This is a genomic window from Kluyvera sp. CRP, assembly GCF_019930565.1.
GTDB classification, from domain to species: Bacteria; Pseudomonadota; Gammaproteobacteria; order Enterobacterales; family Enterobacteriaceae; genus Kluyvera; species Kluyvera georgiana_A.
Map to the genome: position 1 here is coordinate 1,776,758 of NZ_CP082841.1, position 25,459 is coordinate 1,802,216.

Consider the following 25,459-nt stretch of genomic DNA (forward strand, 5'->3'; position numbering starts at 1 on the left):
TAATAGCATCGCGGTAAATACGCGCTGAACAGTCCCTGTTTTGGCGAAATAATCTTTTACTCAATGTCGAAACGACAAAATGCACGCAATTGTAACAAACGGCGTGGTTTCACGTCATAGAAATTGCAATTTGTTGCAGATTGATTTTGCGGTTTCGTGCGGAGAGAGGCTAGGGGATTTACAAAGGCTTACCCACACAGAAAGTCAGGCAAGCCTTGTCGAAAAAAAGAACGATTTATTTACCGCCGATGGCGACGGTATCGAGGTGAACGACCGGGTTTTCGGCGAACAGGTAACGGTCGGCGTTGAACTCGAAATCATCGCTGGTTTCGTTGAACAGCATCAGCTTGGTGTTTTCCAGATGCTGCCACATGGCGATCTTCGCCGCGTGCGGATCTTTGCGGATGAGCGCCTTGAGGATTTGGTCGTGATCGTCGCACCAGTTATCGACGGTTCGGGCGTCGATATGGTCGTGGAGTTTCTTCCAGTACGGGTTATGCACACGCTGGGTCCACATTTTTTCAACGATCGCGGCCAGCGCGGTGTTCTGCGTCGCCAGGGCGACCTGCACGTGGAACTGGAGATCCCACTCGGAGTCGCGGAAGCATTTCTCTTTGCGCGCTTTTTCCTGGATCTCCATCAGCTTCATGATGTCCTGCTTGGTGACCTGGGTGGCGGCAAATTCAGCGATGTTGCTCTCAATGAGCTGGCGCGCTTGCAGCAGCTCGAACGGCCCGTAGTTGGCGAACTCCAGGTTTTCGTCCGGCGCCTGATGATGCTTCGGCTGATTGGAGATAACGTGGATGCCGGAACCTTTGCGAACTTCAACGTACCCTTCAACTTCGAGCATAATGATGGCTTCGCGCACCACGGTGCGGCTGACGCTTTTTTCATCGGCAATAAAGCGCTCAGCAGGCAGTTTATCGCCCACAAGATAAACGCCTTGCTCAATGCGTTCTTTCAGCTCAGCGGCAAGTTGCTGATATAAGCGACGTGCGTCGGCGATTTCCATATACTCTCCAGGCAGGGTACGGCAGATTGAATTTGTTATACCACTTTTGCGAGCCACTCACCACAATTTGGCATGAAAAAAGCCGCCTGGATCAAGGCGGCTTGAGCGAAAACAAACTTCGGTCGCAGATTAGTTTTGCGTGGCCTGCTGGGCCGGACGATTCTGGCCGGATTGGCCATCGTCAGCCTGCTTGTTCTGCAGGACGGTCCAGATAACCAGCGCGCCTAACAGGTCAAAGATTGCCAGTACGGCGAACAGCGGGCTGAAGCCGATGGTATCAGCCAGCGCACCCACCACCAGGGCAAACATGGTGCTTGCCATCCACGCCGCCATACCGGTCAGACCGTTCGCGGTCGCCACTTCGTTACGACCGAAGACGTCAGAAGAGAGCGTAATCAGCGCGCCGGACAGAGACTGGTGAGCGAAGCCGCCGAGGCACAGCAGAGCAATCGCAATATATGGGCTGGTGAACAGGCCGATCATGCCAGGGCCAATCATCAGCAGTGCGCCCATGGTAACCACCATTTTACGGGACACAATCAGGTTCACGCCGAACCAGCGCTGGAACAGCGGCGGCAGGTAACCACCGATAACGCAGCCGAGGTCAGCAAACAGCATCGGCATCCACGCAAACATGGCGATTTCTTTCAGGTCGAAGCCGTACACTTTAAACATGAACAGCGGGATCCAGGCGTTGAAGGTACCCCATGCTGGTTCAGCCAGGAAACGCGGCAGGGCGATACCCCAGAAACGACGGGTCTGAATGATCTGCCACGGAGACATTTTCTTCGCGTTGTTGGTCTGGTGTGCCGCTTCCTGACCGCCAATGATGTACTCGCGCTCTTCATCAGTTAATTTTTTCTGATCGCGCGGGTGTTTGTAGAACACCAGCCAGCACATGGCCCAGATGAAGCTCAGCGCACCGGAGATGATGAACGCCATCTGCCAGCTGTGCATCACGATAGCCCATACCACCAGCGGCGGAGCAATCATGCCGCCGATAGAAGAACCGACGTTGAAATAGCCTACTGCGATAGAGCGCTCTTTCGCCGGGAACCACTCAGAGCTGGCCTTCAGGCCCGCAGGAATCATGGCAGCTTCTGCGGCACCGACCGCACCACGCGCCACGGCCAGACCGCCCCAGCTACCTGCCAGCGCGGTTGCGCCACAGAAGATAGCCCATGCGACGGCGAAGAAGGCGTAACCGATTTTGGTACCCAGGATATCCAGAACATAGCCGGCAACCGGCTGCATCACGGTGTAAGCTGCGGAGTAAGCAGCGATGATGTATGAATATTGTTGTGTGGAAATGTGCAGCTCAGCCATCAGCGTTGGCGCGGCTGCCGCCACGGTATTACGTGTCAGGTAACCCAGCACGGTGCCCATCGTCACCAGTGCAATCATGTACCAACGTAATCCTTTAATTTTACGCATGTAAACCTCATCGTGTTGTTATAAATGCGAGTCCTGCAGCCATCTTCCCGTTATGCCGGGGGATGTCATTCTCGAAGGGCTTACCGTGGAAGTGCTCCCCGGTACGGCCCGAACTTGCCAGTAAGTACGTGTGCTGAATTCGGTATCCGTACCGCTCAATCAGGTGTCAGTATCGACCATCGCAAATACATTCCGTCGTTCAATGTGTTTCGACGGGGGGCAAGATAACTTGTCATACAACTTTAAAAGGTGAATACCGTCACAAAAGAGGTATTTTCCATAGAGTTTAAGGGGTAGATAGGCCAGGCCAGGCGTGGCGCGGCTTGCAGGGGCGTTTTCGCGATTTTTCTGTCATTTTTTGTCAAGGTTTATTGATCTAACTCACGAAAAAATCTTCGGTTCGGCGAAATTGGTGTGATAACTTTGTCGGCATTACAGATAAACATCTGACCCACTCGTTGAGAGGAAGACGATAATGACCCCGTTTATGACTGAAGATTTCCTGTTAGACACCGAATTTGCTCGCCGTTTGTACCACGACTACGCAAAAGACCAGCCGATTTTCGACTATCACTGCCACCTGCCGCCGCAGCAGGTTGCGGAAGATTACCGTTTTAAAAACCTGTATGACATCTGGCTGAAAGGCGACCACTACAAGTGGCGCGCGATGCGTACCAACGGTGTCGCGGAACGCCTGTGTACCGGCGACGCGTCCGATCGCGAGAAGTTTGACGCGTGGGCGGCGACCGTACCGCACACTATCGGGAACCCGTTATACCACTGGACCCACCTGGAACTGCGTCGCCCGTTCGGTATCACAGGGAAACTGCTGTCTCCGACTACCGCAGATGAAATCTGGGATCAGTGCAATGAGCTGTTGGCGCAGGACAAATTCTCCGCGCGCGGCATCATGAAGCAGATGAACGTGAAAATGGCCGGCACCACCGATGATCCGATCGATTCTCTCGAACATCACGCCACCATTGCGAAAGACGGTTCTTTCGACGTGAAGGTACTGCCGAGCTGGCGCCCGGATAAAGCCTTCAACATTGAGCAGGCCACTTTCGCTGACTATATGGCTAAACTGGGCGAAGTGTCTGACACTGAAATCCGTCGTTTCGCCGACCTGCAAACCGCGCTGACCAAGCGTCTGGATCACTTCGCCGCGCACGGCTGTAAAGTGTCCGACCACGCGCTGGACGTTGTCCTGTTTGCGGAATCCAACGAAGCGGAGCTGGACAGCATCCTGGCGCGTCGCCTGGCGGGTGAAACCCTGAGCGAGCACGAAGTTGCGCAGTTCAAAACCGCCGTGCTGGTGTTCCTCGGCGCTGAATACGCACGTCGCGAATGGGTACAGCAGTACCACATCGGCGCGCTGCGTAATAACAACCTGCGTCAGTTCAAACTGCTGGGCGCGGATGTCGGCTTCGACTCCATCAACGACCGTCCGATGGCGGAAGAGCTGTCCAAACTGCTGAGCAAACAGAACGAACAGAATCTGCTGCCGAAAACCATCCTGTACTGCCTGAACCCGCGCGATAACGAAGTGTTGGGCACCATGATCGGTAACTTCCAGGGCGAAGGTATGCCGGGCAAGATGCAGTTCGGTTCCGGCTGGTGGTTCAACGATCAGAAAGACGGCATGGAACGTCAGATGACTCAGCTGGCACAGCTGGGCCTGCTGAGCCGCTTCGTCGGTATGCTGACCGACAGCCGTAGCTTCCTGTCTTACACCCGTCACGAATACTTCCGCCGTATTCTGTGCCAGATGATTGGCCGTTGGGTTGCCGCGGGCGAAGCGCCTGCTGACATCCAGCTGCTGGGTGAGATGGTGAAAAACATTTGCTTTAACAATGCGCGTGACTACTTCGGCATTGAACTGAACTAAGGTCTGGGTGAAGGTATGCAATACATCAAGATCCATGCGCTGGATAACGTCGCGGTAGCGCTCGCTGATTTGGCTGAAGGAACCGAAGTCACCGTTGATGGGCAGACAGTAACCCTGCGCCAGGCGGTCTCTCGTGGCCATAAATTCGCTTTACGCGATATCGCGAAAGGTGAAAACGTCATTAAATACGGTTTGCCAATCGGTCATACGCTGGTGGACGTGGCGGCGGGTGAGCATATTCACGCTCACAACACGCGCACGAATCTGAGCGACCTGGACACGTATAGCTACCACCCTGATTTCCAGGCGGAAGTTGCCCAAGCGGCCGATCGCGACGTGCAGATTTACCGCCGCGCGAACGGTGATGTAGGGGTGCGTAACGAACTGTGGATCCTGCCGACCGTTGGCTGCGTCAACGCGATGGCACGCCAGATGCAGAATCGTTTTCTGAAAGAGACGAATGACGCCGAAGGTATCGACGGCGTGCATCTCTTCAGCCACACCTACGGCTGCTCACAGCTGGGTGATGACCACATCAACACCCGCACCATGCTGCAAAACATGGTGCGCCATCCTAATGCGGGTGCCGTGCTGGTGGTGGGCCTGGGCTGCGAAAACAACCAGGTTGATGCGTTCCGTGAAACCCTTGGCGAGTTCGATCCTGAACGCGTTCACTTTATGGTCTGCCAACACCAGGAAGACGAAGTGGAAGCGGGGATCGAACATCTCCATCAGCTGTACAACGTGATGCGTAACGACAAACGCGAGCCGGGCAAACTGAGCGAGCTGAAGTTTGGTCTGGAGTGCGGCGGGTCCGACGGCCTGTCCGGCATTACCGCCAACCCGATGCTGGGACGTTTCTCCGACTACGTGATTGCCAATGGCGGTACCACGGTACTGACCGAAGTGCCGGAAATGTTTGGCGCAGAGCAATTGCTGATGGATCACTGCCGCGATGAAGAAACGTTCGGCAAGCTGGTGACCATGGTCAATGACTTCAAGCAGTACTTCATTGCCCACGACCAGCCGATCTACGAGAACCCATCGCCAGGCAACAAAGCGGGCGGTATTACCACGCTGGAAGACAAATCGCTCGGCTGTACTCAGAAAGCGGGTTCCAGCAAGGTGGTTGATGTTCTGCGTTACGGCGAACGCCTGAAAACGCCGGGTCTGAACCTGCTGAGCGCGCCGGGTAACGACGCGGTGGCGACCAGTGCCTTAGCGGGCGCGGGCTGTCATATGGTGCTGTTCAGTACCGGTCGCGGTACGCCTTACGGCGGTTTTGTGCCGACGGTGAAAATTGCCACTAACAGCGAACTGGCGGAGAAGAAGAAACACTGGATCGACTTCAACGCGGGCCAACTGATTCACGGTAAAGCGATGCCGCAACTGCTGGAAGAGTTTGTTGACGTCATCGTCGACTTCGCTAACGGCAAGCAGACCTGCAACGAGCGTAATGACTTCCGCGAACTGGCTATCTTTAAGAGCGGCGTCACGTTGTAATAAAAATGTGATCTGATACGATAAAACGGCGTTTCATCTTCTGAAGCGCCGTTTTTTTATGCATGCTTAACAGGGATCCCCTTCCATGACTGCGTATTGGCTTGCCCAGGGCGTGGGCGTTCTGGCGTTTTTAATCGGTATCACCACCTTTATCAACCGCGACGAACGACGCTTCAAGTTTCAGCTTTCACTCTACAGCGCCACTATCGGCGTGCACTTCTTTCTGATGGGCGCGTTTCCCGCGGGGATGAGCGCTGAACTCAACGTCATCCGTACCCTCATTTCGGTCTATACGCGCCGTATTTGGGTGATGTTTGTGTTTATCGCGCTGACCCTTATCCTCGGCCTCAGCAAATTGCAGCATGCGATGGAGCTGCTGCCGATTGCCGGGACCGTCGCCAGTACCTGGGCGCTGTTTCGCTGTAAAGGGCTGACGGTACGCTGCGTGATGTGGTGTTCAACCGCCTGCTGGGTGATTCACAACTTCTGGCTTGGCTCGATTGGCGGCACGTTGATTGAGGGGAGTTTTCTGGTGATGAACGGCCTGAATATCATTCGTTTCTGGCGCATGCAGCGTAAAGGTATCGACCCGTTCAAGGTGGAAAAGAAAGTACAGGAAGAAAACCCCTCCACCTGACGGCGGAGGGGAGATGGGATTAGCTACGGAGCGCGTTTTTCTCCAGGCGAGCATCTTCTGCCTGGCAGGCTGCCGCGGTGAACAGAACGTCGGTCGACGAGTTCAGCGCGGTTTCGCATGAATCCTGCAATACGCCGATAATAAAGCCCACGGCCACGACCTGCATGGCGACATCGTTAGGGATACCGAACATGTTGCAGGCCAGTGGGATCAGCAGCAGTGAGCCGCCCGCCACGCCGGAAGCCCCGCAGGCACACAGAGAAGCCACCACGCTTAACAACAGTGCGGTTGGTAAATCGACCGGAATACCCAGCGTGTTGACCGCCGCCAGCGTCAGCACGGTGATGGTGATCGCCGCACCGGCCATGTTGATGGTCGCCCCCAGCGGAATAGAGACCGAGTAGGTATCTTTGTCCAGATTCAGCTTTTCACACAGCGCCATGTTCACCGGAATGTTGGCCGCTGAACTGCGGGTGAAGAAAGCGTAGACGCCGCTTTCGCGCAGGCAGGCCATCACCAGCGGGTACGGGTTACGGCGAATTTTCCAGTACACCAGCAGCGGGTTGATCACCAGCGCCACCAGCAGCATACAGCCAATCAACACCAGCAGCAGCTGCGCATAGCCCCACAGGGTGCTAAAGCCGGTGGTCGCCAGCGTGGAAGAGACCAGGCCGAAGATACCCAGCGGCGCGAAGCGGATCACCAGTTTCACCATAAAGGTAACGGCATTAGAGATGTCGTTGATCAGATTCTTAGTGGTCTCATTGCCGTGGCGCAGCGCAAAGCCCAGGCCAACCGCCCACACCAGAATACCGATATAGTTGGCGTTCAGCAGCGCATTCACCGGGTTGGAAACCATGCTCATCAGAAGGCCGCGTAGCACCTCGACGATACCGGAAGGTGGCGCAATATCTTCTGCTGCCGCGCTTAAATGCAGCGTGGACGGGAACAGGAAGCTAAACAGCACGGCGGTTAATGCCGCGGCAAATGTGCCCAGCAGATAGAGGAACAGGATGGGGCGAATATTGGTTTTTTGGCCCTGTTGATGGTTGGCGATGGAGGCCATCACCAGCATCAAGACCAGTACCGGCGCGACGGCCTTCAGCGCGCCAACGAATAGCGTGCCAAGCAGGCCAGCGGCAATGGCGGCCGGTTTAGAGACGAGGGCCAGGATAATGCCCAGGATCAGCCCAACCAGGATCTGTTTCACCAGACTTCCCTGAGTCAGAATACGGAGAAAACCGGATGATGCGGAAGGTTTCGTCATCATTGCATTCCTTAAAGTGATGAGTTGTGTCTTTCCAGTGACGTATTATTTGTTACGTTTATGTCTGGATGTAAAAATATGTTTGCTCGATCGAGTATAAGGAAAGTCTTCGTTTGGGGAAGCATAAAATGCTGAAATTTACGCCACGCGTCATATTATTTAACTAATAATTTACAACGTGTGACGACAATCAAAAGATGGAGCGGCCCGGGTAAGGCGTTTACGCCAGCCCCGGGCGGTAAGGGGCGAGTCCCGGCGTTGCTTCCTCGGCCGGGAAAGAATTTACATTTTCTTTTCTTTTAGATCGTGACGGTGATTTACCCAGGCGTTGATGAGCAGCGTCAATGTCAGAATCCCACCGACGACGCCCAGCGAGACCGAGATAGGGATATGGTAGAAATCGACGATCAACATCTTAATGCCGATAAACACCAGAATCACCGACAGGCCGTATTTCAGCATCGAGAAGCGCTCCGCCACGCCTGCCAGCAGGAAGTACATCGCGCGCAGGCCGAGGATGGCGAACAGGTTAGATGTCAGTACGATAAACGGGTCGGTAGTGACCGCAAAGATAGCCGGGATACTGTCGACCGCGAAGATCACATCGCTCAGTTCTACCAGAATCAGCACCAGCAGCAGCGGCGTGGCGAACAGTACGCCATTTTTACGCGTGAAGAAGTGCTCGTTCTCGATCTTGTCGGTCATGCGTAGGTGGCTGCGCAGCCAGCGTACCAGCGGTTTATCGCCGATCCCGCCTTCATCTTCTTTCGCCAGCGCCATCTTGATGCCGGTAAACAGCAGAAACGCGCCGAAAACGTACAGCAGCCATTCAAACTGGGAGATCAGCCAGCTACCGGCGAAGATCATGATGGTACGCAGTACGATCGCGCCCAGAACGCCGTACACCAGCACTCGACGCTGCAACGCGGCAGGCACCGAGAAGTAGCTGAAAAGCATCAGCCAGACGAAGACGTTATCTACCGCCAGCGATTTCTCGATCAGGTAGCCAGTGAGGAACGCCAGCGCCTGAGGGTCGGCCACCGCGCGGCCTTGAGTCTGCACCAGATACCACCAGAATGCGGCGTTAAACAGTAATGAGAGGGTGACCCAGACCAGCGACCAGCTTGCTGCCTGCTTCATGGACATGGTGTGAGCGCCGCGACGTCCCTGTAAAAACAGGTCGATGGCCAGCATGATAACCACGACGACAGCGAATCCGCCCCAGAGCAACGGTGTGCCGACAGTATTCATAGAAATTTCCTTACGCATAAAAAAACGGCTAACGTCAGAAGACGATAGCCGTTGCTTTTTATGCATAGACCTCGCCTTCCGGCAAGGTCTCACTTACAACAAAAAAAGAATGCGCTGACGCATTCCTTTTTCGTTGCCCGGCGACCGGATACGTTTTCACGTATCGTAATGACGATCCACCGACAAGGAAGTTACTCCCCTTTGCAGGTAACAAAATATGACAGGCCATTGATTTCGTCAATGGCCGACAATATCCGTTTACGTTGCTTTACGCATCCGCCGGGAAGACGACGCCAGTCTGGCGACGAATCTCGGTCTGAACTTTGGCGGTGATGCGGCTGACTTCCAGCCCCGGGTGGTCAACTTCGTTGTTTTCGACCAGGCGTGCAAACTCCTCGGCTTCATACAGCATAGTATTAATATGCTGCGGCTGACTGAGATCCTGCGCTTTACTGCCGCGCGGCACGAAGGAGACTTTCTGGCATTCGGAGATTTTTTCAATCACCAGCGCGCCCGCTTCTCCCTGAATTTCGCTTGGCAGGGTAGAGTCGCTGACTTTCGAGTGTTGCAGCGTTACGCTGAAGTCACCGTAGTCCAGCATCACAACGCCGTGGGCATCCACGCCGCTCTCCAGCAGGCTGGCTGAAGCCTGAATCTGCTGCGGCTCTCCCCACAGCGCGATGGCGGAGGCCAGGCAGTAAAAACCGATATCCATAATCGAGCCATTGGAGAAGGCCGGGTTAAAGGTATTTGGGTTTTCGCCATCGAGATAGCGCTGGTAGCGCGAGGAGTACTGGCAGTAGTTGATAAACGCCTTACGAATCTGCCCGAGTTTCGGCAGCGCCTGCTGGAGCTGCTGGAAGTTCGGCAGGCTGGCGGTTTTGAACGCTTCGAACAGCACCACCTGATTTTCGCGGGCCGCGGCGATCACCCGCTCGGCTTCGTCAATATTAGAAGCCAGCGGCTTCTCGCAGATGACGTGCTTTTTATGGCGCAGGAACAGCTCGGTTTGCGGCGCGTGCAGCGAGTTTGGGCTGGCAATATATACCGCATCAATAACGTCGCTTTGCGCCATCGCCTCTAACGAGGTGAAGAGGTGCTCAACGGGATAGTCATTGGCGAAGCTTTGCGCCTGTTCAAGGCTGCGGGAATAGACGGCGGTCAACTTGTACTTGCCGGTCTCATGGGCGGCATCGACAAACTGGCGGGTGATCCAGTTTGTTCCAATCACAGCGAAACGTATCATAAACGCCTTCAGGCTCCATAAAGGGATTCTGTCGTCAATGTAACACGCCTTTATGACATTGCCAGTGCCCGACTACGCAGTTTCCTTTAACGAAAGGTGCGTCAGCCAAAGGCGGGTATCAAACTCCAGTTGGTGGTACTGCGGCTCCATATGGCAGCACAGCTGGTAGAACGCTTTGTTGTGATCTTTTTCTTTCAGATGCGCCAGCTCATGCACCACGATCATCTTCAGAAAGGGTTCCGGCGCAGTACGGAAAACGGTCGCGACGCGGATCTCGGCTTTCGCTTTCAGCTTGCCGCCCTGAACGCGCGACACGGCGGTGTGTAGCCCCAGCGCGTTTTTCAATACGTGGATCTTGTTGTCGTACATGACTTTATTGATCGGCGGCGCGTTGCGCAGATACTGGCTTTTCAGATCCTGGGTGTACTGCCAGAGCGCTTTATCGGTGGCGAAATCGTGCGCGCCCGGATAGCGTTTTTCCAGCACAGCCCCCAGACGCTGTTCAGCAATCAGCGTGCGCACCTGAGAAAGCAGGTGTTCCGGGTAGCCCTGGAGGTAAGTTAGTTGGTTCATCTTCACCCATGCCAATCATAAAAAGTGTATACTCACGCACCCTTTTCAGGGATAAGCCGAAATTTTACCATTCAGGAGGGCCGATGAGCCACACAGACAACGGTTTCCGTTCACTGACACTTAAACGTTTCCCGGAGACGGACGACGTTAACCCGCTGCTGGCGTGGGAAGCGGCGGATGAATATCTGCTGCAACAGCTGGACGATACCGAGATTAGCGGCCCGGTGCTGATCCTGAATGATACCTTTGGCGCGCTGGCCTGTGCGCTGGCTGAGCATACGCCGTACAGCATTGGCGACTCCTATTTAAGCGAGCTGGCGACCCGTGAAAACCTGCGCCACAACGACATTGCCGAGTCGAGCGTGAAGTTCCTCGACAGCACCGCGGAATACCCGCAGGCGCCCGGCGTCGTGCTGATTAAAATCCCCAAAACCATGGCGCTGCTGGAGCAGCAGCTGCGCGCGTTGCGCGAAGTGGTAACGCCAGAAACGCGCATTATCGCCGGGGCGAAAGCGCGCGACATCCACACCTCGACGCTGGAACTGTTCGAGAAGGTTCTGGGCCCAACCACCACCACGCTGGCATGGAAAAAGGCGCGTCTGATTAACGGCACCTTTACCAAACCGGCGCTGGCCGACGCCGCACAAACCCTGAGCTGGAAGCTGGAAGGCACCGACTGGACCATCCACAACCACGCGAACGTCTTCTCCCGTACCGGGCTGGATATCGGCGCGCGCTTCTTTATGCAGTACCTGCCGGAAAACCTGGAAGGGGAGATTGTGGATCTCGGCTGCGGCAACGGCGTACTGGGCATGACCCTGCTGGCGAAAAACCCGCAGGCGCAGGTGGTGTTTGTTGATGAGTCGCCGATGGCGGTGGCCTCCAGCCGCCTGAACGTGGAGACGAACCTGCCGGATGCGCTGGATCGCAGTGAGTTTATGATTAACAACGCGCTCTCCGGCGTCGAGCCGTTCCGCTTCAACGCAGTGTTCTGCAACCCGCCGTTCCACCAGAAGCACGCGCTGACCGATAATATCGCCTGGGAGATGTTCCACCACGCCCGCCGCTGCCTGAAGATCAACGGCGAACTGTATATCGTGGCCAACCGTCACCTCGACTACTTCCACAAGCTGAAGAAGATTTTTGGCAACTGCGAGACTATCGCGACGAATAATAAGTTTGTGATTCTGAAAGCGGTGAAGTTAGGTCGTCGTCGTTAATACGGTTAACGGCGTAAAATGCCGGATAGTGGCGTAGCCGCTTTATCCGGCATTCTGTTGGAATCGTGCTCGCAAATCATACATTTCCCCCTCTCTAAATAGGCTTCCCCCATTGTGCCTGGTGGTTTTTGACGTAATGTCGTTGCCACTCACTAGGGCAGATAATGTTGCCAAAATGGCAACCCCTGCTATGATATTGCCAATTTGTCAACGGACCTGATGAAGAATGCACCTCATAACACTGAAAGCACTGAAAGATGCGGGGGATAAATTTCCGCAACATAAAACGGAACTCGTGGCTCTGGGAAATGTGTTAGCAAAAGGGTATTTCAGAACGCCCACAGCACTAAAAGCGGTGTTTCCCTCTCTGGATAATTTTAAATATCTGGATAAACACTATGTCATTAACATTGGGCGAAACGAACTGCGTGTGGTCGCAATGCTCTTTTTTGAAACGCAAAAATGCTACATACGCCATGTGTTTACCCATAAGGAATATGACATCTTCACGGCGGCGCATCGAACTAAGGGGAAAAAATGATGGTGATTGCAGATATCCTGAAAGCGGGTGAAAAGTTAACGGCAGTTGCGCCTTTTTTGGCGGGTATTCAGAATGATGAGCAGTACGCAGAGGCGCTGGCGTTTGTCGATCATCTGCTGTTAAACGATCCTGATAATCCCTTACTGGATTTGGTTTGTGCCAAAATCAGCGCTTGGGAGAACGCGTCACCAGAGTTTGCGGAGTTTAATGCGCAACGTGATGTCATGCCGGCAGGGCTCTCTGTGATCCGTACTCTTATGGATCAATACGGTCTTACACTGTCTGATTTGCCAGAGATTGGCAGCAAGTCGATGGTGTCGCGCGTGTTAAATGGGCAACGCAAACTCACGCTGGATCATGCCAAAAAGTTGGCTGCCCGATTTGGTATTTCACCAGCGTTATTTATTGATTAATAATGAAAGGCATTAAATTTTCAGCGCCAGCTTCGTCCCCTGCGCAATCGCCCGTCGGGCATCCAGTTCGCCCGCTACGTCACTGCCGCCAATTAAGTGCACCGTCTTGCCCGCCGCCAGCAGGGGTGCTTGCAGCGTGCGGTTTGGCTCCTGACCGGCGCAGATAATCACGTTATCGACCGCCAGCAGCTGCGGCTCGCCGCCGATCTCAACATGCAGCCCCGCATCATCGATCTTCTGATAGCTGACCGCCGGGATCATCTTCACGCCGCGAGAAAGTAGGGTAGTGCGATGGATCCAGCCGGTGGTTTTACCTAACCCTTCGCCCGGCTTGCTGGCCTTACGCTGCAGCATCACAATCTGCCGCGGGCTGCGGGCCAGATGCGGCCCCTCAGGACGCAGGCCGCCTGCCTGCTGCAGGCTGGTATCAATACCCCATTCCACGCAGAACTCGGCAATATTCTGGCTGGTTGGGTCACCCGGCTGGCTGAGATACATCGCTGTATCAAAACCAATACCGCCGCAGCCGATAATCGCCACCCGCTGGCCTACCGGCGCTTTATCGCGCAGCACGTCCAGATAGGTCAGAACTTTTGGATGATCAATGCCTTCAATAGGCGGTGTGCGTGGGGTGATCCCGGTGGCAAGGATCGTTTCATCAAAGTTGAGCAGATCGTCTGCGGTGACGCGATGATTCAACCTCAACGTCACACCGGTGACGTCGATCATCCGGCGGTAATAGCGCAGCGTTTCGTAAAACTCTTCTTTGCCGGGGATCTGTTTGGCGACATTAAATTGCCCGCCGATCTCTGCGCTACCGTCGAACAGCGTTACCTGATGACCGCGCGCGGCGGCGTTGATGGCAAACGCCAGCCCCGCAGGGCCAGCGCCGACAACCGCCAGATTTTTACGCGTAGTCGCCGGAAGGATCGGCATTTTGGTTTCGTGACAAGCGCGAGGGTTAACCAGGCAAGACGTCACCTTGCCGACAAAGATCTGATCGAGGCAGGCCTGGTTGCAGCCAATACAGGTGTTGATCTCATCGGCGCGTCCCGACTGCGCTTTGGAGAGCAGCTCGGCATCGGCGAGGAACGGACGGGCCATCGACACCATATCGGCATCGCCGCGCGCCAGAATATCGTCGGCAACCTGCGGATCGTTAATACGGTTGGTGGTAACCAGTGGAATAGTCACCCGTCCTTTTAATTTGCGCGTGACCCAGCTAAAGGCGCCGCGCGGTACCGGCGTGGCAATGGTCGGGATCCGCGCTTCGTGCCAGCCGATCCCGGTATTGATGATTGTCGCGCCCGCAGCTTCGATCGCCTGGGCGAGGCGGACGGTTTCATCAAAGGTGCCGCCATTGTCCACGAGATCCAGCATCGACAGACGGTAGATAATAATAAAATCTTTCCCGACGCGCTGACGTACGGCTCGCACCACTTCGACGGCAAAGCGCATGCGGTTGTCGTAGTCGCCGCCCCATTGATCGTCGCGCAGGTTGGTGCGTGCGGCGAGAAATTCGTTAATCAGATAGCCTTCTGAGCCCATCACTTCCACACCGTCATAGCCCGCCTCCCGCGCCAGCTGGGCGCAGCGTGCGAAGTCGTCGATCAGCCCCAGAATACCCTCATGCGTCAGTTCGCGCGGCGTAAAGCGATTGATCGGCGCCTGAAGCGCCGAAGGGGCGACGAGGTTTGGTTGATAGCTGTAGCGGCCAGTGTGCAGAATTTGCAGCGCAATTTTGCCACCTTCCTGATGTACGGCATCGGTAATCGTGCGGTGGTGCGGCAGTTGGCTGACGTCATTCAGCATTGCGCCGCCCGCCATCCCCACACCGGTGGGATCCGGCGCTATCCCGCCGCTGACGATCAGCGCCACGCCGTGACGTGCGCGTTCGGCGTAGAAGGCCGCCAGGCGCTCAGCGCCGTCAGGGTACTCCTCCAGCCCGGTATGCATCGAACCCATCAGCACACGGTTTTTCAGCTGGGTAAAACCCAGATCGAGCGGGGCGAACAGCGACGGATAGCTCATAAGGATGTCCAGTATGTGAAATTATTGTTATGTGGTCGGATGAGTTACTAATTTAGCCGTCGGCGCCGAAAAGGGAAAAGGGGAATGCAATGATTGTGATGGGATTCAAAGAACGCCCCCGCAGCGCGAGGGCGCCATTCAGGCAAAAGTGACGCGTTTTCCAATGGAATCAAACAGGTGAAGATTTGATTCCTGTACCGTTAGGGTTAGCGGGCTTTGTACCGGGAAACTCAATTGCTGGAACGATTTCAGACACATTGAATGTCCGCCGACATCGAGCCATACCAGCGTGGAGTCGCCCTGCAGTTCGCACAACCGGGTTCGCCCACTCAGGCTGAAATCGCCTGGCTGCTGGTACTGCATATGCTCCGGACGAATGGCGACGAACATCTTGTCGTTTTCACGAACGCCGAGCGGCTGACGGGAGAGCGGAAAGATGATGTCATCGGCTATGTGCAGAGCACCCTGATGCCAGACGGCAGGCAGAACGTTAATCTTTGGCGTGCCGATAAATTCGGCGACAAACAGGTTTGCCGGCGTGTTGTACAGTTCGAGAGGCGTGCCAACCTGCTCAATTTTGCCCTTATACAGCACCACGATACGATCGGCGAGCGTCATCGCTTCCACCTGATCGTGAGTGACATAAATCATGGTGTTTTTCAGCGTATTATGCAGCTGTTGAATTTCCTGGCGCATCTCCACGCGCAGGGCGGCGTCAAGGTTTGACAGCGGTTCGTCGAACAGAAACAGGTCCGGCTGCTGAACGATAGAGCGGCCAATCGCTACGCGCTGGCGCTGGCCGCCAGAGAGGTTTTGCGGCAGTCGGTCAAGCATCTCATCCAGCTTTAGCATCGATGCGGCGTGAGCAATACGCCGCGCGATTTCCGCAGGCGGGGTATGAATATTGCGCAGGCCAAAAGAGAGGTTCTCCCGCACCGTCATATGCGGATAGAGCGCATAGGACTGGAACACCATCGATAGGCTGCGCTTCCCGGCGGGCAGATGGGTGACCTCTTTCTCACCCATCATCAGTTTGCCGCCATCGGGCATTTCCAACCCGGCAATCATGCGCAACAGCGTGGATTTACCACAACCGGAGGGCCCAACCAGCACGATAAATTCACCAGAGGCGATTTCCAGCGAGAGGTTCTCAATGATGGTGGATTTGTCATATTGCTTATGAATATTGCTGAGTGAAAGGGCTGTCATAGCGTCTCCTTCGCGCTGCGTTGGGCGGCAATAAGCGTTAATAGTTCATCGGTTTTTTCGGCGAGCAGAGTGGCATCGCCACGGGTTTCTACGTTCAGCCGCAACAGCGGTTCGGTGTTGGAGGCGCGAAGATTAAAGCGCCAGTCGGCGAAAGCCAGGCTTATGCCATCGCAATCATCACGCAGCGGCGATGCTGATTGATAGTGTTCAGCCATGCGCTCTAAGATGGCTGCAGGATCCTCGACGGATAAATTGATTTCGCCGGAGACCGGATAACGAGCCTGGGCATGGGCAATACGCTGTGAAAGCGGCAGACTACCGTTGCTAATAATTTGCAGCATCAAGACCAGTGGAATCATCCCGCTATCGCAGTAGCCAAAATCGCGAAAATAGTGATGGCCACTCATTTCACCGCCGTAAATGGCATCCTCTTTACGCATGCGTGCTTTGATAAATGCATGGCCGGTTTTACTGATGACCGGGATTCCTCCGCCGCGAGCCACAACGTCCAGCGTATTCCATGTCAGACGCGGGTCCAGAATGATGCGACTGCCAGCGGATCGCCGCAGGAAGTGTTCGGCAAACAGGCCAACCAGGTAGTAGCTCTCAATAAAGCAGCCACATTCATCGAAGAAAAAGCAGCGGTCGAAATCGCCGTCCCAGGCGATGCCGAAATCGGCCTTATTATCGATAACCGCCTGCTGGGTGACGAGGCGGTTTTCCGTCAGCATCGGGTTGGGGACTCCCGCGGGAAAACGGCCGTCTGGCTCATGGTACAGGCGAATAAGTTCAATCTGTACGCCCGTACGCGCCAGCCCGTCGGCGAGCGCGTCAAGCGCAGGCCCCGCGTTACCATGCCCGGCATTGGTCACAATGCGTAGGGGGCGCGTGAGCGGGTGCTTAAGGAAACGCAGCAGGCAGTTTACCCAGGCCGGTCGGTTATCAAACGGCAGAAGGTGACCGCGATGAACGACGGGAGCAAAGTTGTTTTTTTCGGCCAGCGATTTTATCTCCAGCAGGCCATTGTCATTACTGATGGGGCGAGCCTCTTCGCGCACCAGTTTCATACCGTTGTACTGGGCGGGATTATGGCTGGCGGTGACCTGGATACCGCCGTCTGCCCGCAGCTCACGGGTGGCGAAATAGATCTCTTCGGTGCCGCACAGACCGATATCAATGACGTCAACGCCGCTGGCGATAAGCCCTTCGGACAGCGCTGTTTTCAGCGCTTCTGAACTCAGGCGAACGTCGGCACCGACAACTACGCGCCTGGGGTGCAGCCATGCGGCGTAAGCGCGACCAATGCGAAAGGCGATGTCCGGCGTGAGAGAGACGCCGACTTCACCGCGAATGTCGTAGGCTTTAAAACAGGTTAGTTCATCCATAATCCACTCTTCTGTTAAGCAATGTGCATTCAGGCGCTCTCCCGCGCGATGAGCTGGTATTCCAGCGCATGGTGGGTAACAGGCCCGTTAGTGAGGAGTAATTCCACGGCAATTTCGCCTTTGCGTTCCGCATCCTGCGCAATGGTGGTAAGGCCAATACCGTTCACTTCGGGGATGATATTGTCGAAGCCGGTAATCGCCACCCGCTGTGGGATAGCAAGGCGGTGGCGCTGGCAGTAGTTCACCGCGCCGAGCGCAAAGCGGTCTGAGAGGCAAATTAGCGCGCTAATTTCCGGGTGTGCGGTGAGCAGCGCTTCTGCAGCCAGCTCGCCGTGTTGCTCATCGTGCTGCGTTTCGTACAGCCAGCAGTCGGAGAGCGGAATGGCATGCTGGCGAAAGACCTCGCGGCAGGCGTTAACGCGTGTCAGCATCAGCGTGTTATCGCCTGAAATGGCGTGTTCAAGATGCCGCATTCCCTGTGCGCCGGGGTGTGAAGAGAAGGCGATGATGCCGAAGCGCTGATGCCCTTTGTTGAGTAAATAGGCGGCGATATCGCGCATCGCGCTGGCGTTATCGATCGATACGCTGCTGTACTGCGGAAGCTGGAAGTCGAGTGTGACAACCGGAAGGCGACGTGTGAGCGTTTGCTGAATCACCGCGGCGCTATTATGCGTGGCGTTGAGAATATAGCCGTCAACCAGCGTGGTCAGCGACGGCGTTTTGTGGGAAGCGCCTTTACGCAGAGGGATGAGTACCAGATTGATATTTTGCGCTTCACAGCGTACGGCGATTCCGCGCATCAGCTTAATATCATGTGGGTCGATAAACACATAGCTCATCGAATCATTGAAAATTACGCCGATGGTGTCTGATTTTCCTGTCCTCAACGCTCGCGCCAGCTTATCCGGCCCCTGAAATCCGACTTTCTGCGCATAACGTAAAATGCGCTCACGCAATTCAATAGACAGTTTTTCGGGATTATTCCATGCATTTGAGATGGTGGTATGGGATATACCCATTTCTTTGGCCAATGATTTTATTGTTATTGCCGCTGTTTTTTCTTTTTTATATTTGTCTGTTGCCGGTTTTTTATTTTTTGTATTCATATTATGTATGTATTTGTTTTTTACCGCTGAATGTTGATGGCAGAGTTTATCGTTAAACAAAAATAGTTTTGTGATTTGTTTAACGTTAAACATAAATAAGGGGTGTTAGCTTACGCACCATTCAAAGCAGGGTAGCGGTAAACCAATAACACTTATTGAGAGTTAGGGAGAAATATCGTGAAAGTTGCAGCGGTTGCTAAATTAACGGCGTCAATATTACTTAGCTTATGTATTTCCGGTTGTGGTCCTGATGATAAAAAGGACGAGCAAGCCGATGCCAAAACCCCCATTAAAATGTGGGTGGCGCCGAATGAAAATGAAGAAGCCTTCTGGAATAAAATGGTTACGGAGTGGAATAAAGACCCTGCCCATACTCCCGTCGAGTTTACCTCGATTCCTGCGGCGAATAGTTCCGAAGAAGCAATCATGAATGCCCTCGCCTCCGGAACGGAACCTGATATTTCCAGTAATATATTTATTGGCTTTGCCAGTCAGTTGGTCGACGTAGGGCAAATTGAAGATTTGTCGAAAATGCCCGGCTTTAATGAACTGGTTAAAACGCGCCAGATGTCGACGATTCTTCCGGCCTGGAAACTAAACCGCCAGCAAAACGTACTGCCTATCTATGTGAATCCGATCGTCTGGTGGTGGCGCGGCGACCTGCTAAAGAAATACGGATTTGACCATGTACCGACAACCTATAACGAACTGTATCAACTGGCGGAGCGTCGTGCGGCGGACAATCACGGTTACGTAATGCAGCTAACGGCGGGGAAAAACTGGTGGGAGCGTTGGTTCGACTTCATCCCGCTGTACTATGCGCAGAGCGGCGGTAAATCCTACATCGCGGATAAAAAAGCCGACTTCGGCAATCCAGCGGGTCAGGCGGTGCTGACGTTTATGGGGAAAGTGTTTAACAGCAAGTGGAGCAGCTACGACTTCACCTCCGCAGACGATCCGTTAGCAACTGGCCAGGTGCTGGCTTCCGCGCGCGGCCCGTGGGACCTTGCCCGCTATCGTAAGCAGTATCCTGATGTGTTGAAAACTATCCAGATCGGCCCGATGCTGACTGAAAACGGTGACGCTCATCCGCACACCTTTGGCGACAGTAAAGGGATGGTGATGTTCAGCTCCAGCAAACACAAAACGCAGGCCTGGGCCTTTATGCAGTGGGTGTTCAGCAGCGCCGAGCATGACCGTGCCTGGCTTGAACTGACCGGAATGCCGCCAGCGCGCGCGGATCTGATGACTAACCCTCTGTTTACCGACTATTTCGCTAACAATCCTTTAGAGAAAGACATTGCCTCTTACGTCGACGTCGCGCTGCCGCCGGTCGCTACGACGCAAACGACAGAAATTCAGCGCAGCATGACGCAGATGCTGGAGCGGGTCATTTTCAACAATGAGGCCCCGACAAAAGCGCTTGAACAGTCTCAGCAGGAAATCAACACCTTGCTGGCGAAATAAGGGGGAATAATGGCTGGATATGATTCCCGCACCGGAGGCCTGTTGGCCTCCACCTGGATCGGTTATTCCTTGTTGTTTTGGTTTTATCCGCTGGCCTGGTTGATTGTACTTAGCGTGACGCAGTGGCAGTTTATTGGTACGCCCCGGTTTTCGGGGCTACAAAATCTGCTTGGCGTCGTTAACGATGCTCTATTCTGGACCTCAATGTGGAATATCTGTCGCTTTTTGATGTGGTATATTCCGATTGTTTTTATCGCCTCGCTGCTGTTTGCCGCCGGGCTGCGGCGAATTAAATACGGTAAAAGCTTTATTGCGCTGAGTTTCTTATTAGCCAATATCTCTTCCGGAGTGGCCTATTCCATCGTTTTTTCTAAGTTGTTTAGCGAATATGGCCCGGTAAATCAGTTTTTACGGGAAAGTATCGGCGTATCGGTTCCCTGGTTTACGAATCCGGACTGTGCGATGTTATCTATTGCACTGATTGTGACCTGGAAATTTGTCGGCTATTACGGGCTTATTCTTTTTTCCGGGATGCAGGCTATTCCCAATGATATTTACAGCGCGGCCATGCTGGATAAAACCGGGCGGTTTAAACAGGGGTGGGCTATTACGCTGCCGATGATGAATCCGCAAATCGTCATGGTGATGGTGCTGGCGATAACTGTCGCGTTCAGTATTTTCACTGAGCCTTATTTAATTACGGGCGGTGGTCCCCTGAATAGCACCACGAGTCCGATGGTGGTGATGTATGAAGCGGCGTTCCAGAATATGAAACCGACCTGGGCGGCAACGATGTCGATTATTGTGGCGGGCTGCAGTTTCCTGGCTATCTGGGTCTTCCGCAAACTGTTTGAAAAAAATATCGAGATTGTGTGAATGAAAAAACTCACTCCCCTGAGCCTGTTAGTTCATGCCGTGATGTTTTTACTGGCGCTGAGCTGGCTGTATCCCTTTATCTGGATGACGATCTCTTCGTTGAAGCCGACGGCGGAGATCTATACCACGAGCCTGTTTTCCGGCCATCTGACGCTGGAAAACTACACGTTCCTGTTTGATAACAGCAATCGTGCGGACAAACCTTTTCTGCGCACGCTATTTAACTCACTGTTTGTCTCGATAACCATAACATTGTGCGTCACCGTGACGTCGATGCTGGTGGGGTACGCGCTGGCGAAAACCGAGTTTCGTGGTAAAAATGCCTTCCGCAACTTACTGATTGTACAGATGGTTTTTCCGGTATTTATGTTCATCATTCCGCAGTTTGTGCTGATGCGCGAGCTGGGGCTGGTGAACGGTTATAGTGCGATGATCCTGCCCTACGCCATGAGCGCATGGGGGATCTTTATGGTATCGCAGAGCTTCAAGGGAACGCCGAACGACTATCTGTATGCCGCGCGCCTCGATCACGCCAGTCTGTGGGGGATTCTGCGTCATGTGATGATGCCGCTGAACAAATCGATTCTGGCCATCGTCGCGTTATTTACCTTCTCCAGCTCGTGGGACAACTTCCTCTGGCCCCTGATTGTCATGCGTGACGTCGACAAAATGCCGTTCTCGGTACTGCTGGCGACGTTCAGTAAATCTTACGGCGTCTATCTTGGCCCGGTGATGGCGGGCGCGGTGGTGCAGATGTTGCCGGTAGTGGTGCTGTTTATCCTCTTCCGCAAATATTTCCTGCAGGGCATGTCGTTATCACTGAAATAAGGAATTGCGCGGTGAGCAACCAACCCTGGTGGCAGGCATGCACCTGCTACCAAATTTATCTGCCTTCGTTTTGCGATGGCAACGGCGATGGGCTGGGCGATTTTCCCGGTCTGCTATCGAAGGTGGACTATCTGCATGAACTGGGCGTCGGCGCTATCTGGATAACGCCGTTTTACCCGTCGCCGCTGGTGGATAACGGCTATGACATCAGTGACTACTGCGCCGTTGACGCGCGTTTTGGCACGCTGGAAGACTTTCGCGAGGTGGTCGAGCGCTGTCATGCGTGCGGCATCCGGGTGATTATTGACCTGGTGGTGAACCACGTCTCCTCGGCGCACCCCTGGTTTCGCGACGCCTGGAATAATCCCGCCAGCCGCTACCGGGACTATTTCCTGTTTAGCCGTCAGCCGAACAACTGGCAATCTTTTTTCTCCGGCAGCGCCTGGAGCGCAGAGCCGGATACCGGCGAGTACTACTATCACAAATTTGCCCCCGAGCAGGTCGATCTCAACTGGGCTAACCCCGAGGTGGAGCAGGAGATCTACCGGGTGGTTGATTTCTGGAAGGCGCAGGGCGTCGATGGCTTCCGCTTTGACGTGATCAACTTTCTGACCACCAACGGTATTGGCCCGGACAACCCGCAAGAGAACGGCGAGCAGCGCCATGAGTTTGATATCAACCAGCCGGGCATTATCGCCACGCTAAACCGGCTGTGTCGCTACGTGCGCCAGCAGGGTGAGGCGTTTCTGATTGGCGAAATCGGCAGCGAAGAGCTGGATATTCTGGCGCGTTATCAGAGCCCTGATTTGATGGATGTGGTGTTTAATTTCAATATCGGCAGCCAGAAACGCTTCGATATTGCGCGTCTGAGCCAGGCGATTAACGCCACCCAGGCGCGGCAGTCAGGCCTGCCAACGCTGTTTTTCTCCAGTCACGATATGCCACGCATGATTAGCCGTTTCGGCGAGAGCCCGCGCGATACCGAGCGCGCGCTGGCGGTGCTGGCTCTGCAACTGACTGTTCGCGGCGTGCCGTTTATTTATCAGGGCGAAGAGTTGGGGATGCCGAGCTATTGCCCGCAGACCGTGGCGCAGATCTTCGACATTCAGGGCAAGACCCATTATCAAACGGCGTTACGGCAGGGCGCCGATGAAAGCGAGGCGCTGGCGTTGGCGATTGCGCATTCCCGTGATGCTTCGCGGGCGCCGCTGCTGTGGACCGATGCGGCGAACGCAGGCTTTTCGCCCGTCTCGCCCTGGATGCCCGTTTGCGCGGACTACCGTCAGCTTAATGCGCAATATCAACAGAGCACGCCAGGGTCCCTTTGGCGACAGTACCAAACCCTTATCGCGCTTCGTTCCTCGACGTCCGCGCTGCGCGAGGGCGACGGTAGCTCGTTATCGCTGACAAATGAATGCGTGTGGTTTATACGCGAGACGGTCACCGAGCGCGTCTGGATCGCGATTAACTTTGGCTCGCCGGTGCTGAACCCCTGGCGGGATATTTCCGCCGACGTTCTGTATGGCGAAGACGCCCAATGGCTGGGCAAAAATCAAATTCTGATGAAAAGGAGCGTTCATGAACAGACACCGCAGTAACCCGCTAATCACCCCAAAAGACGTGTCGCCCTCATTGCCGGGGCGCAAAGTAGAGTGCGTGTTCAATACCGGCGTGACCGAGTGCAACGGCGAGATCGTGCTGCTGCTGCGCGTGGCGGAAAGCGTGATTAACGATAACCCGCGACAGATCGTCGTGCCGCTGCTGCAACAGCAGGAAAGCGGCTGGCAACAAGCCACGAAAACCTTCGACCGTGACGATGAGCGTTTTGATTTTAGCGATCCGCGTACCATCGTGCTAAAAAGCGATCCCGCGCAGGTCTGGCTGACCTCGATGTCCCATCTGCGCCTGGCGCGCAGCAAGGACGGCGTGCATTACACCATCGATTCACAGCCCTTTATCATCGCCGATAGCCGCTATGAAGAGTTCGGTTGCGAAGATGCGCGTATCACCCGGATCGACGATCTCTTTTATATCAACTACTCCGCCGTTTCGTCGTTGGGGATCACCACCGCGCTGGCGACCACTCGCGACTTTGTCACGGTAGAAAAACAGGGGCTGATCCTGTGTCCGGATAATCGCGATGTCTGCTTCTTCCCGGAAAAGGTCGGCGGTCGCTATATGGCGCTAACCCGCCCCGCGCCTTGCCACTTTGGCCACCCGGAGATCTGGATCTGCGAGTCTCCTGATATGCTGCACTGGGGTAACCATCGCCATCTGCTGGGCCGATCGGGCTATGAATGGGATTCGCGTAAATCCGGCGGCGGCGCGCCATTGATCAAAACCGATCGCGGCTGGCTGGAGATCTACCACGGCGTCGATGCCGATCAGCGCTACTGCCTGGGCGCGCTGCTGCTCGATCTCCACGATCCGCTGAAAATTCTCGCCAAATCGCCGGTACCGCTGCTGGAGCCGACCGCGCAGTACGAACGCGAAGGCTTCTTTGGCAACGTGGTCTTTACCTGCGGCGCGCTGGTGCGTGATGACGTGCTGCACGTCTGGTACGGCGCGGCGGATGAGTGTACCGCTCTGGCGACGCTGCCGATGGATCAGCTCTGGCAGCATCTGGGGCTGGTGTAATGCGCGACGACGTTGAGGCGCTTTATCAGCGTTATCGCTCGCGGCCGCAAAATGGCAGCCGTGGAAAAATCATCTTCCGCGGCGTCGACGGGCTGGACGTTTACAACCCAACCGCACCCTTTATGGATGAAGGACGGTGGTGTATTGCCGCCCGCGTTGAGAGGCGCGATAGCGAAGATTCCCGGGTGCGTTTTTTCCTTTGGGATGGCGACTGCCACGCTGAACTGTTGGACGGAATGCCGGATTTCGCGCTACAGGATCCGTTCGTCAGCCGGGTTAGCGGGCAGCTGTTGTTTGGCGGCGTTGAAGTCGACTTCTCAACGAAAAGGGGAGCGGTTCGCTGGCGTACGCAATTTTTTGCCGGGCCGTCGGTTTCCGCGCTGCGTCCCCTGACGACCGGGCCATGGGGAATGAAGGATATTCGTCTGGTCGAGCTACCCGATAAGCGTATCCTCGTGTTTACCCGTCCACAGGGGGAACCCGGCGGACACGGCACCATCGGCTGGACGATCGTTTCCCGGCTTGCCGATCTCAACGAGGAGTCGATCGCCAGCGCCACGCTGCTCTCCCATGTGGAGGAGCAGTACTGGTGTGGCGTGAACGAAGCGTGCGTGCTCTCTTCGGGGCTGGTAGGAGTGCTGGCGCACGTCGCGCGGTTTGATGAGTTTGGAAACCGGCACTATCACGCTGCTCGTTTTCTTTTCGACTATCAGCGCGGTATCAGCAGCCCGATGGCGATCATCGCCTGCCGGGAGGATTTTCTCGCCGGAGAGAGCAAACGTAGCGATTTACAGGATGTCGTTTTTCCCGCCGGGCTTCTGGCAGGTAAAAGCGGTAGGCGGTTGTTTTGCGGCACCAGTGATTGCGAAGTGCAGTGGCTGGATATCGCGGATCCGTTTACCGAAGAAGCGTAAGAACGCCCCCCCACGAAACCG

22 protein-coding genes are annotated in these 25,459 nt (G+C 55.0%); 12 read left to right on the forward strand and 10 right to left on the reverse strand.

Features of this window, described 5'->3' with window-relative positions; translation table 11 throughout:
* Positions 1-235 precede the first annotated feature (235 nt).
* Positions 236-1,012, reverse strand: a complete 777-nt coding sequence (exuR, locus tag K7B04_RS08380) for a transcriptional regulator ExuR (RefSeq protein ID WP_163447842.1) — start codon at positions 1,010-1,012, stop codon at positions 236-238.
* 129 nt (positions 1,013-1,141) lie between these two features.
* Complete coding sequence (locus tag K7B04_RS08385) at positions 1,142-2,446, reverse strand: MFS transporter (protein WP_064542128.1); 1,305 nt, start codon at positions 2,444-2,446, stop codon at positions 1,142-1,144.
* A gap of 475 nt (positions 2,447-2,921) precedes the next feature.
* On the opposite strand from K7B04_RS08385, the gene uxaC reads away from it, so the two are divergent.
* The 3 genes from uxaC (at position 2,922) to K7B04_RS08400 (ending at position 6,474) form a co-directional block, all read left to right on the forward strand.
* Positions 2,922-4,334 carry a glucuronate isomerase gene (gene uxaC, locus K7B04_RS08390; protein ID WP_163447844.1) on the forward strand — a complete coding sequence of 471 codons (1,413 nt, stop codon included), beginning with the start codon at positions 2,922-2,924 and terminating at the stop codon, positions 4,332-4,334.
* 15 nt (positions 4,335-4,349) lie between these two features.
* A complete protein-coding gene (locus K7B04_RS08395; RefSeq protein ID WP_064542134.1) occupies positions 4,350-5,837 on the forward strand; it encodes an altronate dehydratase family protein in 1,488 nt (495 codons plus the stop codon).
* A gap of 85 nt (positions 5,838-5,922) precedes the next feature.
* Positions 5,923-6,474 (forward strand): YgjV family protein, encoded by a 552-nt coding sequence (locus K7B04_RS08400; protein ID WP_163447845.1) that lies wholly within the window; start codon positions 5,923-5,925, stop codon positions 6,472-6,474.
* Between the two features lie 19 nt (positions 6,475-6,493).
* On the opposite strand, the gene sstT is transcribed toward K7B04_RS08400, so the two are convergent.
* From sstT to K7B04_RS08420, 4 genes are all read right to left on the reverse strand, one after another.
* Positions 6,494-7,744, reverse strand: a complete 1,251-nt coding sequence (sstT, locus tag K7B04_RS08405; RefSeq protein ID WP_163447846.1) for a serine/threonine transporter SstT — start codon at positions 7,742-7,744, stop codon at positions 6,494-6,496.
* 279 nt (positions 7,745-8,023) lie between these two features.
* Entirely contained in the window at positions 8,024-8,992 is a 969-nt protein-coding gene (locus tag K7B04_RS08410) for a TerC family protein (RefSeq protein WP_163447847.1), read from the reverse strand.
* Between the two features lie 268 nt (positions 8,993-9,260).
* On the reverse strand, positions 9,261-10,238 hold the full coding sequence (locus K7B04_RS08415) for a Gfo/Idh/MocA family oxidoreductase (RefSeq protein ID WP_163447848.1): 978 nt from the start codon (positions 10,236-10,238) through the stop codon (positions 9,261-9,263).
* Between the two features lie 72 nt (positions 10,239-10,310).
* Positions 10,311-10,811 carry a M48 family metallopeptidase gene (locus K7B04_RS08420; protein WP_064542149.1) on the reverse strand — a complete coding sequence of 167 codons (501 nt, stop codon included), beginning with the start codon at positions 10,809-10,811 and terminating at the stop codon, positions 10,311-10,313.
* 83 nt (positions 10,812-10,894) lie between these two features.
* On the opposite strand from K7B04_RS08420, the gene rlmG reads away from it, so the two are divergent.
* The 3 genes from rlmG to K7B04_RS08435 all read left to right on the forward strand — a co-directional run bounded on the left by rlmG (position 10,895) and on the right by K7B04_RS08435 (position 12,985).
* The gene (gene rlmG, locus K7B04_RS08425) at positions 10,895-12,031 is read left to right on the forward strand and encodes a 23S rRNA (guanine(1835)-N(2))-methyltransferase RlmG (protein ID WP_163447849.1); all 1,137 of its coding nucleotides are present in this window, start codon (positions 10,895-10,897) and stop codon (positions 12,029-12,031) included.
* A gap of 226 nt (positions 12,032-12,257) precedes the next feature.
* Positions 12,258-12,572, forward strand: coding sequence for a type II toxin-antitoxin system HigB family toxin (locus tag K7B04_RS08430; protein WP_163447850.1), 315 nt, complete (start codon positions 12,258-12,260; stop codon positions 12,570-12,572).
* The gene (locus K7B04_RS08435) at positions 12,569-12,985 is read left to right on the forward strand and encodes a helix-turn-helix domain-containing protein (RefSeq protein WP_163447851.1); all 417 of its coding nucleotides are present in this window, start codon (positions 12,569-12,571) and stop codon (positions 12,983-12,985) included. The genes K7B04_RS08430 and K7B04_RS08435 overlap by 4 nt, the downstream gene beginning before the upstream one ends.
* Positions 12,986-12,997: 12 nt before the next feature.
* On the opposite strand, the gene K7B04_RS08440 is transcribed toward K7B04_RS08435, so the two are convergent.
* The 4 genes from K7B04_RS08440 to K7B04_RS08455 form a co-directional block, all read right to left on the reverse strand.
* Entirely contained in the window at positions 12,998-15,016 is a 2,019-nt protein-coding gene (locus tag K7B04_RS08440) for an NADPH-dependent 2,4-dienoyl-CoA reductase (RefSeq protein ID WP_163447852.1), read from the reverse strand.
* Positions 15,017-15,154: 138 nt separating this feature from the next.
* Positions 15,155-16,225 carry a sn-glycerol-3-phosphate ABC transporter ATP-binding protein UgpC gene (gene ugpC / locus K7B04_RS08445; protein ID WP_223803810.1) on the reverse strand — a complete coding sequence of 357 codons (1,071 nt, stop codon included), beginning with the start codon at positions 16,223-16,225 and terminating at the stop codon, positions 15,155-15,157.
* A complete protein-coding gene (locus tag K7B04_RS08450; RefSeq protein ID WP_223803811.1) occupies positions 16,222-17,610 on the reverse strand; it encodes a phosphomannomutase CpsG in 1,389 nt (462 codons plus the stop codon). The genes ugpC and K7B04_RS08450 overlap by 4 nt, the downstream gene beginning before the upstream one ends.
* Positions 17,611-17,639: 29 nt before the next feature.
* Positions 17,640-18,629, reverse strand: coding sequence for a LacI family DNA-binding transcriptional regulator (locus K7B04_RS08455; RefSeq protein ID WP_249221870.1), 990 nt, complete (start codon positions 18,627-18,629; stop codon positions 17,640-17,642).
* Between the two features lie 264 nt (positions 18,630-18,893).
* Here K7B04_RS08455 and K7B04_RS08460 point away from each other — a divergent pair, with 264 nt between their 5' ends.
* The 6 genes from K7B04_RS08460 to K7B04_RS08485 are packed head-to-tail and all read left to right on the forward strand — an operon-like array spanning position 18,894 to position 25,438.
* Positions 18,894-20,183 (forward strand): ABC transporter substrate-binding protein, encoded by a 1,290-nt coding sequence (locus K7B04_RS08460; protein WP_223803813.1) that lies wholly within the window; start codon positions 18,894-18,896, stop codon positions 20,181-20,183.
* A gap of 9 nt (positions 20,184-20,192) precedes the next feature.
* The gene (locus K7B04_RS08465; RefSeq protein ID WP_223803814.1) at positions 20,193-21,059 is read left to right on the forward strand and encodes a sugar ABC transporter permease; all 867 of its coding nucleotides are present in this window, start codon (positions 20,193-20,195) and stop codon (positions 21,057-21,059) included.
* Complete coding sequence (locus K7B04_RS08470; RefSeq protein ID WP_223803815.1) at positions 21,060-21,887, forward strand: carbohydrate ABC transporter permease; 828 nt, start codon at positions 21,060-21,062, stop codon at positions 21,885-21,887.
* An 11-nt stretch (positions 21,888-21,898) separates the two neighbouring features.
* Positions 21,899-23,485, forward strand: a complete 1,587-nt coding sequence (locus K7B04_RS08475) for an alpha-glucosidase (RefSeq protein ID WP_223803816.1) — start codon at positions 21,899-21,901, stop codon at positions 23,483-23,485.
* Complete coding sequence (locus K7B04_RS08480; RefSeq protein WP_223803817.1) at positions 23,466-24,524, forward strand: glycoside hydrolase family 130 protein; 1,059 nt, start codon at positions 23,466-23,468, stop codon at positions 24,522-24,524. The genes K7B04_RS08475 and K7B04_RS08480 overlap by 20 nt, the downstream gene beginning before the upstream one ends.
* Entirely contained in the window at positions 24,524-25,438 is a 915-nt protein-coding gene (locus tag K7B04_RS08485) for a DUF1861 family protein (protein WP_223803818.1), read from the forward strand. Before K7B04_RS08480 ends, K7B04_RS08485 begins: the two co-directional genes overlap by 1 nt.
* The last annotated feature ends 21 nt before the right edge of the window (positions 25,439-25,459 follow it).

Coding starts and splice junctions, on each gene's coding strand:
- K7B04_RS08450 (WP_223803811.1), bottom strand. CDS start 17,610: ATGGATGAACTAACCTGTTTTAAAGCCTACGACATTCGCGGTGAAGTC.
- K7B04_RS08410 (WP_163447847.1), bottom strand. CDS start 8,992: ATGAATACTGTCGGCACACCGTTGCTCTGGGGCGGATTCGCTGTCGTC.
- K7B04_RS08440 (WP_163447852.1), bottom strand. CDS start 15,016: ATGAGCTATCCGTCGCTGTTCGCCCCGCTCGATCTGGGTTTTACCCAG.
- K7B04_RS08480 (WP_223803817.1), top strand. CDS start 23,466: ATGAACAGACACCGCAGTAACCCGCTAATCACCCCAAAAGACGTGTCG.
- K7B04_RS08435 (WP_163447851.1), top strand. CDS start 12,569: ATGATGGTGATTGCAGATATCCTGAAAGCGGGTGAAAAGTTAACGGCA.
- sstT (WP_163447846.1), bottom strand. CDS start 7,744: ATGATGACGAAACCTTCCGCATCATCCGGTTTTCTCCGTATTCTGACT.
- K7B04_RS08485 (WP_223803818.1), top strand. CDS start 24,524: ATGCGCGACGACGTTGAGGCGCTTTATCAGCGTTATCGCTCGCGGCCG.
- ugpC (WP_223803810.1), bottom strand. CDS start 16,225: ATGACAGCCCTTTCACTCAGCAATATTCATAAGCAATATGACAAATCC.
- K7B04_RS08420 (WP_064542149.1), bottom strand. CDS start 10,811: ATGAACCAACTAACTTACCTCCAGGGCTACCCGGAACACCTGCTTTCT.
- K7B04_RS08465 (WP_223803814.1), top strand. CDS start 20,193: ATGGCTGGATATGATTCCCGCACCGGAGGCCTGTTGGCCTCCACCTGG.
- K7B04_RS08385 (WP_064542128.1), bottom strand. CDS start 2,446: ATGCGTAAAATTAAAGGATTACGTTGGTACATGATTGCACTGGTGACG.
- K7B04_RS08455 (WP_249221870.1), bottom strand. CDS start 18,629: ATGGGTATATCCCATACCACCATCTCAAATGCATGGAATAATCCCGAA.
- K7B04_RS08430 (WP_163447850.1), top strand. CDS start 12,258: ATGCACCTCATAACACTGAAAGCACTGAAAGATGCGGGGGATAAATTT.
- uxaC (WP_163447844.1), top strand. CDS start 2,922: ATGACCCCGTTTATGACTGAAGATTTCCTGTTAGACACCGAATTTGCT.
- K7B04_RS08395 (WP_064542134.1), top strand. CDS start 4,350: ATGCAATACATCAAGATCCATGCGCTGGATAACGTCGCGGTAGCGCTC.
- exuR (WP_163447842.1), bottom strand. CDS start 1,012: ATGGAAATCGCCGACGCACGTCGCTTATATCAGCAACTTGCCGCTGAG.
- rlmG (WP_163447849.1), top strand. CDS start 10,895: ATGAGCCACACAGACAACGGTTTCCGTTCACTGACACTTAAACGTTTC.
- K7B04_RS08400 (WP_163447845.1), top strand. CDS start 5,923: ATGACTGCGTATTGGCTTGCCCAGGGCGTGGGCGTTCTGGCGTTTTTA.
- K7B04_RS08415 (WP_163447848.1), bottom strand. CDS start 10,238: ATGATACGTTTCGCTGTGATTGGAACAAACTGGATCACCCGCCAGTTT.
- K7B04_RS08470 (WP_223803815.1), top strand. CDS start 21,060: ATGAAAAAACTCACTCCCCTGAGCCTGTTAGTTCATGCCGTGATGTTT.